This is a genomic window from Streptomyces sp. ITFR-6 (genome assembly GCF_031844725.1).
Lineage (GTDB): Bacteria > Actinomycetota > Actinomycetes > Streptomycetales > Streptomycetaceae > Streptomyces.
In genome coordinates this window covers 22,496-31,027 of the sequence record NZ_CP134615.1, presented here as the reverse complement: position 1 = coordinate 31,027, position 8,532 = coordinate 22,496, and the positions used below count along the sequence as shown (strand labels likewise).

Here is an 8,532-nt window from a genome sequence, read left to right as displayed (position 1 = left end):
GCAGACCCCGGGCGCACGAAATCTTTGGGCCTGACCAGCACAGACAAGCGTCATGCCGACTCGGAGTCTGCGAAACGCTAGACATGCCGACTCGAAGTCTGCATTATTGAGATACGGCCAGCAAAACGGCCAGCAAAACCGCAAGCGAAAATGCACCTCTCGCCTGACGAAGGAGCCCAGCACCCATGACCGCAGCAGCCGTCTTCGCCGCCGCGTTCGTCGCACTGTTCATCGCGCACTCGGTCGGCGACCACTGGGTCCAGACCTCCCACCAGGCCGCCGAGAAGGGCCGCGCTGGATGGGCCGGGCGCCTGGCCGGCGCGCGCCACGTCCTCGGACTGACCATCACCAAGGGCATCGCACTTGCCGCAGTGGTCCTGGTGCTCGACCTCCCCGTCACGGCCCTCGGTCTCGTGGCCGGCCTCGGCATCGACGCGGCGACCCACTGGTGGGCGGACCGCAGGTCGACGCTCGCCTGGCTCGCCAAGGTGACCGGCAAGACCGAGTTCTACTCCCTCGGCACCAGCGCCCACCCCGCGCACCCCGTCACCGCCGAAGGCAAGCCCGCCGCCACGCTCGGGACCGGCGCCTACGCCCTCGACCAGTCGTTCCACCACCTGTTCCTCGGAATCGCTGCACTCCTCATCGCGGCTCTGTGAACTGGAAACTTACGGGCAATCAAGCTAGATATCGCGTCTTTCACTCCGGAAGGAATCACCTGACAATGAGCAACCCGCCGAAGATGACCGTGGAGCAGGAACTGGCGGCGGCCGTCGCCATCGTCCGAGTCGGCCTCGACCGCATCCGCGACGCCGCCACCCGCACCGAGCAGGTCGGCCCGCACGCCGCCGCCCTCCAGGCGCTGCGCGACCCGGGCAACCCGGAGAACGGCGTACTGGCGGCCGTCGCCGACGTCATCGGCACCATCACCGTCTCCATCACCGAGGTCGACCACGACGACATCGACCGCGTCGTGGAGCTCCTGGACGAGGCGCAGGCGTACGCACAGGACAGCACCGGCGAGCGCATCGACAAGGCGCTCGACCTGCTCGGTCCGCTGCTCCCGGTCTGCGAGGAGTGCATGAAGCCCCGCCCGGACGTGGAGGTCATGGCCGACCCGTTCTCGACCGCGCTCTACCCCGAGGAGACCGACCACCGGCAGATCCCGCTCTGCCCGCCCTGCGCCACCAAGCGATTCGAGGACAGCTGACATGACCATCCGCATCGTCTCCTTCGGCTACGGCCACGAAGCCCCGCCCGTCGCCGAATTCACCTACGACCTCCGCGCACAGCTGAGGAACCCGTTCAGCGACCCGGCCCTCAAGCACCTCACGGGGCTTGACCAGCCGGTGTACGACCACGTCCTCGACACTCCCGGCGCCGAACGGTGGGCCTTCAACGCGGCCGCCCAGGCCCTCGGCCTCATCGAGGACACGGGAGCTGACGACATCGTCATCGCCTGGGGCTGCGTCGGCGGCCGGCACCGGTCTGTCGGCCTGGCTCGCCGGAGCCACGAGATCCTGACGGCCGCCGGACACGATGCCGTCCTGGAGCATCGGGACGTCGACAAGCCCCTCCTGCCCGCCGGGGTCCACAACCGCAGCACGTACACGCCGACCGACGTCACGCCGCCGGAGCTGCTGCCCGAGGCCCTGGCCCAGCACGTGCCCGACTGGGCCGAGGCCGCCGCCACCCCGGCCGACGTCACCGACTGGGCCGACCGCCAGGCGCGCGCACTCGTGCGCTTCGAGCTGGACTCGGACGGCTGGCCGATGCACCCGCAGGGCCGCACCGGCCGCGTCGGCCGCAACCTGGGTCTGTGGGGCGAGAACCAGGCCGCCGACCCGATCGTCGTGGCGGGCTACGGCCAGGAGCGCCGTGTCCTGCTGATCACCCGGTCCGACATCGAGCAGGAGGCGATCCCCGGCGGCATGGTCGACGCCCACCTTGGCGAGACCGCCCCGGCCGCTCTCGTCCGGGAGCTCCAGGAGGAGACCGGCGTTGACCTCCGTGACCACACCCCGGTGATCCTCGGCCGCGACCTCGTCGACGACTGGCGGGCCAGTGACCACGCCTGGGTCGCGTCAACGTCGGCGCTCTACCAACTCCCCACGACGGTGACCGCCATCGGTGCCGATGACGCCCTGGACGCCACCTGGTACCCCTTCGGGGACCTGGACCAGCTCACCGCCGCGATCGAGGCCGCCGGGCGCACCCTGTACGCCGCGCACGTCCCGCTGCTGACCCGCGCCCTCGACCACCTCGGGCGCGACATGCTCATGGTCGACCTGGACGGCGGCCGCGGCGGCCCCCTTCCGGGCGACATCGTCTGATCGCCCCAGCCTGTCCGAACCGCACGACAGGATGAAACCGGGGCCGCCATCACGGCGGCCCCGGCTCGACCAACGAGGAAGGCACTCACCCCATGACGGACAAGACGCCCGCCAGGCTCGCCGACGAGGCGTACGAGGCCCTCCGTGCCCTCAACCACGCCACGCTCGCCCCGACCCGGGGAGACGAGGACTGGGAGTTCCCCGGCGACGCCTACAGCGTGGTCGGAAACCTCTCCCAGGCGGCGATGGTCCTGCCCCAGGCGCTGGAGCAGACCGAGGCCCTGGTGAAGCACCTGGAGGAGAACGGGAACCTGCGCAGCGACAGGAACACGCTCGACACCGACCTCGCCGCCACGTACGACGGCCTCGCCGAGGCGAAGGCGGCGGCGCAGACGCTGTTCGAGGCGCTCAACCGGGCCCACTCCGGACTCAGCCCCATCGCGTACAAGGACTGATGGGTCGACCACGCCCTCGTCATCGTGACGCTCGACGAGCTGTCCCGAGCCCGAGCGCGTAGGAGACTCGACACCACCGACCCAAGGAGGGGCAGTGACTGCACAACCCGAGCACCACGAGATCGCACCGCCGATGCGCACGCTCGCCGAGCTGCGCGACGCCCTGCGAATCTGGGGGATCCCCGGCGACCTGCAGGCGTTCGAGAGGGAGCTGGCTGACGCTGATCTGGACGACCTCACCCGCGTCCGTGAGATCACCCAGGCGTACCGGCACCGGGTCCTGCTTCGGTGCGACCCGCAGGCGATGGCGGCCCTGATGCGCAGCAGCGAGGACGTCGCCTTCGAGCTGAGTCAGAAGCTGGCCGAGGGGAACACCAGGTGACCCACGCGTTCTACAGCGACGCCGCCGAGAAGATCTTGCGAGCCGAGCTGAGCGTGAGCGAGCGGACTGCCGTCATGTCGGTGCGGGCCTCCATCGAGGAGGACCCCACCCCCGACCACGCCCGCGGACTGCCGGACGCAGATCCCCGCTCCGAGTCCTACGCGATCGACCTGCTCCCCGAGCAGACCGGTGGCCGCGGGATCACCGTCGTCTACCGCCACAACCAGGACCTGGACGCCGTGCTGATCCTCTGGCTCATCGCTGGGCCCTGATACGGCGCCACCACCGAAGCGACCCCCGGCAGGGTAAGTGCCGGGGGTCGCTTCGTGCGTTCGAGCGTACGTTGTCGCCGCCGGCGCAGACACAGGCTCACGGGCTGAGGTCCGAGGATCTGCGACGAGCCTCCGCCTCGCTCGTCGACAACCGCGGGTTGTCGTAGCTGGCCGTTCTCTGGCTGAGCAGTGGGCAGTTGGGGCTCGGAAGGTCGAGGCCACAAGGTCAAGCCGAGTAGTATGGGCCTTGTTGATAGCAGGGAAATCCGGTGTGAATCCGGAACTGTCCCGCAACGGTGTGTGCTGTACGCCGAGTACAGCTAAGTCCGAGTGCCTGCTCAACCAGAAGTACGGGCGTCGTGAACGCCTGCCCTTCTGGGTGGGCTTCGGGGCAGTCTCGGAGCCCGACTCAAAATGAGTCGGGCTTTTTTGCTGTCCGGGATCGGGGCACCGCGCAGAAGGGGTGAGGTTCGTGCGACCGCGCGAGCTGAGCTTGCCCGCCGTGGAGCGGGCCTGGTGCGTGGAGGATCCCGTGACCGTCCAGATCGGTCCGCTGTCCGCGGTCTGGTTCATCGTGGCTTGCGCCGTCGGCGCCATCGTTTTCAAGTTCACCTCTCGGTCCCACCCAGGACCTGCGTCGTCCGGCGACGTGGTCGGAGCCATCGCGTCTGGTGTGTGTGTCGCCGTCTTCCTGAGCAGCCTGGTGACCTCTGTTCCTGGTCCTGAGACGGTGCCATCGCCCCCTCCTGTTTCCTCATCCGCCGACCCGAGCGTACGGTGATGGGTCCATTGCGGACATGATCAAAAACAGGGGAAGCACGAAGGGGGTTCCCCTGTCGGGGAACCCCGGCACGCCGGGAACGTACAACCGCACAAGCCCGCCTGACGGGCCAGCACGAACGGGGTGGCCGGTGGCCTGGGTGACAGCGATCCGAGACGACGAGCAGGTGGAGTATCGGCTGCGGGAGCAGGCCGGGTGCTCGGTCGTGGTGTCCGAGGACGTCGTCCAGGAGCAGGCCGACCGGGCGCTGGAGTACCGGTTGCGGGAGGAGACGGACTCTCCGCTCGTGTGGATGGGCAGCGGTCTCGCGGCGGTCGGGCTGACCGCCGGCGCCGTGCTGGACGAGGAGGGGAAGCAGGCCGCCCGGCAGCTCATGAGCGGCTGCCATCCCGAGACCGGCGCCCGGCTGATCCGTACGCAGACGTCGGTCCGCGCGCACTCGTTGGCGAAGCTGACGACCGCAAGGTTGGTGGAGGCCATCGAGGCCGCCGCCGAGGAGCGCGGGGTGGCGGCCGCGGATCTGCTGGAGGGCAAGCCGAAGCAGCAGAAGGTGCTCGCGCAGCAGCAGCGGATGGTCCACCGCCAGGGCGACCGGCACCGGATGCAGGTGGGCACCCTGCACAAGCTCGCCCGCGCCGCCGGCCTCGACCTCGCGGACGTCTACGGCGAGCAGGAGCTGACCGACGCGCGCGAGCACGCCGACGCCCGGGTGGACGACCGGGTGCGCGGCTGGGACCTCATGCTGGACATGCCGAAGAGCGACAGCGCGCTCGCCGGGCTCCTGCCCGACGCCGACGGCCAGGAGTACCGCGACCTGGTCCACCGGGCGAAGACGGAGACGCTCCGGGAGGTCGAGCGGTGGGTCGGGTACGCGGTCGGCTCGGAGGACGGGCGGCCGGTCAGGCTCGCGACCGGCGGTCTGCTCGCGTGGTCGGTCGAGCACCAATCGGCCCGGCCGATGGGTGACGGGCAGCCCGGCGACCCGCACCTCCACCTCCACATCACGATCGCCAACCTCGCGCTCTGCGAGGACGGCGAGTGGCGCTCCATCGGCAACTCGGGCCAGGACCTGCACCGGCACGCGGCCGCCGCCGACGCCCACTTCAAGGCACGGATCCGGGCGCTGGCGTACGAGCGGTACGGCGTACGGCGCGAACAGGTCGAGCGGACCGGGGCCTGGGAGGTCGAGGGCCTCCCGGAGACCGTGCGCGACCTGTACTCGCGCCGCCACGGGCGGATCGTGGAGATGGCGGGCGAGGAGTCCGGGCGTCAGGAGCGGGACCGTGCGGCCGCCGAGAGCCTGCGCGCCAAGCACGCGGCCGACGCCGCCGGAATGCGGGCGAGCTGGCGGCAGCGCGCCGAGGCCGCCGGGGTCGACGTCGACGCGATGGTCGCGGCCGCCGCCCCCGGACCGCCTGATCCGGGGGCAGGCCCCGCACTGGACGGCCCCGGCGGACCGCGGATTCCCCCGCCGGCCGACCTCGCCGCGATCGTCTTCGACCCGACGAACGGACTCACCGCGAGCAACAAGACCTTCAGCCGCGCGCAGCTGCTCGCCGCGGTCGGCAACGCCCTGCCGTACGGGCTGGACACGGGCGACGTCGGCCGCCTGGACGAGCTCGTCGACGAGGTCCTGGACGTGGCCGGGTACGCGGTGCGGGCGCCGGACTACGGATCGACCGTGATGACGTCGACCGCCCGCTACACCACGCAGGACATCCTGGACGCCGAGGCGTACGTACGGGACCAGGCACTCACCCGCCACGACGAGACCACCGCCTCGCTGACTCCGGATCAGGCCGCGGCCGCCGTCGACGTCTTCCAGGTCGCGGTCGGCTTCGAGCTGTCCGAGGAACAGCGGGCAGCGGTGACGCGGCTGCTGACCGGCGGGCACGGTATCGACACCGTCGTCGGCGTCGCCGGGGCAGGCAAGAGCACGCTGATGGAGGCATGCCGGATCGGGTGGGACGCGACCGGCACGACGTACGCAGGCGCGTGCCTGAGCGCGGTGGCCGCCCAGCAGCTCACCGGAGCGTCCGGCATCCCGGCCCGCACGGTCGCCTCCTGGCTCCAGCAGATCCGCACCGGTTCCGGGCTGACCGGCATCGACGTCCTGGTCGTGGACGAGGCCACGATGGTGGACGACCGGGCGGCCGAGGTCCTCATGCGCGAGGCGGCCCGCACCGGCACCAAGCTGATCGGCATCGGCGACCCTCTCCAGCTCCAGGCCGTGGGCGTCGGGGGGTGGTTCCGTGAGGTCCACCGGCTGGTCGGCGGACTCGCGCTGCACGAGAACCGCCGCCAGGAGGACGCTGCCGAGCGGCATGCGCTGGAGGTGTGGCGCACCGGGGACCACGACCAGGCGCTGCGTCTCCTCGCCGAGCGCGGCCGCGTCCACCCCACCGAGTCCGCCGACGAGGCCCGCTCGCAGATCCTCACCGTCTGGGACGAGCTGCGGCGCGACCGCTGGCCCGACACCCATGATCTCCTGGACGAGCTCGTCGTCCTCGCCGCGAGGAACTCGGACGTCGACGCGCTCAACTCCGGGGCCCAGCAGATCCGCCGCGCCGCCGGCGAACTCGGCACCGAGCGCACCTACGCACTCCCCGGCGGGGACCGGCTCACCCTCGCCGAGGGCGACGCCGTACGCGTCCGCGCCAACGACTACCGCAGCCGCCGCGGCGCGGGGCCAGACCTCCTCAACGGGTACCGGGCCGTCGTCAGCCAGCTCGCCGACGACGGCCGGGTCGAGGTCACCTGGCGCACCCGCGAGCGCGGCCAGGACGACGCGTACGTGTCCGCGTGGCTGACACCGGACCAGATCGCGGGCGGGGCTCTGTCGCTGGGGTACGCGATGACGATCGCGGCCTCCCAGGGCATGACCTGCGACACCAGCCTGCTGTACGGGCACGGGGCCAACGCCCACGCGGCGTATCCCGGGCTGACCCGGGGGAAGAAGGCCAACCACCTCTGGTTGCCCTTGGCCGTGGTCGAGACGGAGGAGACCCGGGCGCGGCTCGGTGCGGCCCGCACGGAGAAGGAGCGCCTGGAGCGCGCCGTCGACGCGTACGCGAAGTTCCTGGGGCAGTCGCGGCCGGACAGCATGGTCTCCGACCTCTTCCACGAACCGCCGGCCCCCGCGGTCGTCGTGCCGTCGCCGACTCGCACCGTAAGCACCACAGCAGCCCGCTCACGATCCCCACGGCACGTCCAACAGCGGAAGGAAGAAGCCACCGCCCCGCGCGAGTACCGGCTGACCGACGAGCAGAAGCAGCAGTTGGACGAGATGCGGGAGGAACGGGAGCTGGCGGGGACGCGGGCCTGGACCCAGCGCCCGTACGGCGGTCACACCGACCAGGAGCTGACCCGGCTCATCGCCACCGGCCCCGTCGACGCGCGGCGCGAGGACGAGGCGGCGGCCGCGGCCGCCGAGACCGAGCAGGCCCTGCAGGAGCAGATCGCCGCCGACAAGGCCAGCGGGGAGACCCGGGGCAAGCGTGAGACCGCGCCCATCCACCAGCTGCTCGACAGCGCCGATGAGCACCTGGCCGTCGCGCGTACCGCCCAGGCCCGCGAGACCGCGATGGCCGCGCACGCCGCCCAGCACGACGAGCACCTGCGACAGCTCGCCGCCGCCGACAAGATGGGGCGGATCGCGCTACGGATGGCAGGCACCTCCCGCAAGGAGCACAAGCAGCTCACCAAGGAGTCAACCGAGCAGCGCGCCGCCGGGTGGAGGGAGGCGTCCGACGCCCGGATCGCGGCCAACCGTGCCGCTGAGGCCGCGTGGGAGACCGTGCGCAATAGCCCGTACGCCGCCGTGCTGGGCGCCACCCAGTACCAGGCCCCGGACGTCGATACCCTCGCCGCCCGGCTCACCGAGATGCGCGAGACCAAGCTGCCCGCCCGCGTCCAGCAGATCGACACAGGCGACGAGCGGCGGCTCTCCCGCGCTCATAGCCAGGCGGCCAAGGCCCGGGAGGACGCGGCCATGTACCGGACCGTCACCACCGACGCACGCACCGAGAAGGCGCTCCGCGAGCGGATCGCCCAGCAGCACCCGGAGCTCCACCGCGCCGAGACCCGGGCACGGGCCGAAGTCCAGCAGGCTCAGCAGGCGCAGGCCGCCCGGATCGAGCAGCAGAACCGCCGGTACGAACCACCCGCGCCGAGCCGCTCCGGGCCCAAGCGCGGACTCTGAACAGGTACACGTATGGAACTCATGAGACCGTCCAACGCGCGCGTGCGGGAAAGTCCCATTCCCTGGCCGCGCTCCTCGAAGCCATCACGCGGTCCACCACCTGGTGGT

7 protein-coding genes and 1 riboswitch are annotated in these 8,532 nt (G+C 71.2%); all 7 genes read left to right on the top strand.

Annotated elements, in window-relative coordinates; genetic code table 11:
* Positions 1 to 185: 185 nt before the first annotated feature.
* The 7 genes from RLT59_RS39225 to mobF all read left to right on the top strand — a co-directional run bounded on the left by RLT59_RS39225 (position 186) and on the right by mobF (position 8,424).
* Positions 186 to 659: a transcriptional regulator gene (locus RLT59_RS39225; RefSeq protein WP_311308235.1), complete on the top strand. Its 474-nt coding sequence runs from the start codon at positions 186 to 188 to the stop codon at positions 657 to 659.
* A gap of 65 nt (positions 660 to 724) precedes the next feature.
* Entirely contained in the window at positions 725 to 1,210 is a 486-nt protein-coding gene (locus RLT59_RS39220) for a hypothetical protein (RefSeq protein ID WP_311308234.1), read from the top strand.
* Between the two features lies 1 nt (position 1,211).
* Positions 1,212 to 2,333, top strand: a complete 1,122-nt coding sequence (locus tag RLT59_RS39215) for a RapZ C-terminal domain-containing protein (protein WP_311308233.1) — start codon at positions 1,212 to 1,214, stop codon at positions 2,331 to 2,333.
* A gap of 92 nt (positions 2,334 to 2,425) precedes the next feature.
* Positions 2,426 to 2,788, top strand: coding sequence for a hypothetical protein (locus tag RLT59_RS39210; RefSeq protein ID WP_311308232.1), 363 nt, complete (start codon positions 2,426 to 2,428; stop codon positions 2,786 to 2,788).
* A gap of 94 nt (positions 2,789 to 2,882) precedes the next feature.
* On the top strand, positions 2,883 to 3,170 hold the full coding sequence (locus tag RLT59_RS39205) for a hypothetical protein (protein WP_311308231.1): 288 nt from the start codon (positions 2,883 to 2,885) through the stop codon (positions 3,168 to 3,170).
* Positions 3,167 to 3,442, top strand: coding sequence for a hypothetical protein (locus RLT59_RS39200; RefSeq protein ID WP_311308230.1), 276 nt, complete (start codon positions 3,167 to 3,169; stop codon positions 3,440 to 3,442). Before RLT59_RS39205 ends, RLT59_RS39200 begins: the two co-directional genes overlap by 4 nt.
* A gap of 225 nt (positions 3,443 to 3,667) precedes the next feature.
* A riboswitch (cobalamin riboswitch) is annotated at positions 3,668 to 3,799 on the top strand.
* Positions 3,800 to 4,362: 563 nt separating this feature from the next.
* Positions 4,363 to 8,424, top strand: a complete 4,062-nt coding sequence (mobF, locus tag RLT59_RS39195; protein WP_311308229.1) for a MobF family relaxase — start codon at positions 4,363 to 4,365, stop codon at positions 8,422 to 8,424.
* The last annotated feature ends 108 nt before the right edge of the window (positions 8,425 to 8,532 follow it).

Excerpts from the sequence above, each read along its gene's own strand:
- RLT59_RS39225 (WP_311308235.1), top strand. The coding sequence starts at position 186 with ATGACCGCAGCAGCCGTCTTCGCCGCCGCGTTCGTCGCACTGTTCATC.
- RLT59_RS39220 (WP_311308234.1), top strand. The coding sequence starts at position 725 with ATGAGCAACCCGCCGAAGATGACCGTGGAGCAGGAACTGGCGGCGGCC.
- RLT59_RS39215 (WP_311308233.1), top strand. The coding sequence starts at position 1,212 with ATGACCATCCGCATCGTCTCCTTCGGCTACGGCCACGAAGCCCCGCCC.
- RLT59_RS39210 (WP_311308232.1), top strand. The coding sequence starts at position 2,426 with ATGACGGACAAGACGCCCGCCAGGCTCGCCGACGAGGCGTACGAGGCC.